General features: G+C 69.4%; 2 protein-coding genes. Both read right to left on the minus strand.

Annotated features, from left to right (window positions below; genetic code table 11):
• Positions 1 to 256: 256 nt before the first annotated feature.
• On the minus strand, positions 257 to 673 hold the full coding sequence (locus WD250_07430) for a type II toxin-antitoxin system VapC family toxin (protein MEX2620034.1): 417 nt from the start codon (positions 671 to 673) through the stop codon (positions 257 to 259).
• Positions 670 to 918 (minus strand): hypothetical protein, encoded by a 249-nt coding sequence (locus WD250_07435; GenBank protein ID MEX2620035.1) that lies wholly within the window; start codon positions 916 to 918, stop codon positions 670 to 672. The genes WD250_07430 and WD250_07435 overlap by 4 nt, the downstream gene beginning before the upstream one ends.
• Positions 919 to 1,136: the final 218 nt, after the last annotated feature.

Genomic DNA, 1,136 nt, shown 5'->3' on the forward strand with positions numbered 1-1,136 from the left:
GCCATGCTGTGGCCAGCGACCGTCGACATCGGCGTCCTCCTGTCCGCATGCACGCCAGGCGATAGGTCTCAGCCTACGCAGGCCGGCGGCGTTGTCCACAGCAGGCGTCCGCACGGTTGGTCAGGCGGCGAGCGCCTCGCCAGCGCGGTGGCCCTGGGTGGTTGCACCGCCGGATGCGAAAGGCTCCGGGCTGGGCGGTCAGGCGTGGGGGGCGCCAGCGCGGTCCGCAGCCGTTGCACCTGCGGCGATCTCCGCGTCACGCCCACGGATTGAGGATGTCGATGCCGCAATCCGCGAAGTCGTCGACGTTGCGGGTGGCGACGTGGGCGCCGCGCGATCGGGCGACTGCCGCGATCTGGGCGTCGAACGCACTGATGGGCTTGCCCAGTGCGCGACGCTCGGCGGTGAGCGTCGCGTAGGCCTCTGCTGCCGGACCGTCGAAGGCAAGGACACGGCCGCGGAACTCCTCGCGCAGGATCGTGTGGACGGCTCGGGTCAAGTCGCGTCGGCGCTGGCCGTGCGGGAGCAGTTGCAGCCCGTCGAGCAGCTCCGCCTGGGTGATCGTGGTGACGAACAACGAAGACGCCGGTCGAGACGCGAGCCAGGTTGCCACCGACCGATTCGGCTGCTTGCGGAGCGCTTCGGAGACGACGTTGGTGTCAAGGACGATCATCGGGCGAGGGCAGGGGGCTCCCGCATGGGTTCGCGGTCAGGCAGGGCCAGGTCGACCCCATCGAGCGGATCGATGTGCTGGCGGATCCGCTGGTACAGGTCGGCCGGCTCGTCGTCTTGGACGGCGAGCTCGGCACACAGGATGTTGCGCGCCTCCTCCTCCATGGAGTGGCCGCAGGCGGCAGCACGGATACGCAGCTGTCGCTTCAAGTCAGGGTCGATGTTGCGAATGGTGATGGCAGACACGGCGCAGTCTCCTGGTCAGCAGCACTGACGACTGTAGCAGCATTGCTATCAAGTGGGGTGTCTACCTTCGCGACGACGTGCGACGCCGACTGGCGAGGGAGCGTTGGCGCTGTGGCGGGGCTGCCCCGTCATGGCGGAGGGGCGAGCGCCTCGCAGGGTGGGGCGGCGCGAACCAGTCGCTGGTCGGTGGTGAGCAGGGCCACGCCACGCTCCTCTGC

Source organism: Egibacteraceae bacterium (genome assembly GCA_040905805.1).
Classification (GTDB): Bacteria; Actinomycetota; Nitriliruptoria; order Euzebyales; family Egibacteraceae; genus DATLGH01.

What these genes read in the sequence shown, in the direction of transcription:
- WD250_07430 (MEX2620034.1), bottom strand. Translation starts at nt 673, where the DNA reads ATGATCGTCCTTGACACCAACGTCGTCTCCGAAGCGCTCCGCAAGCAG.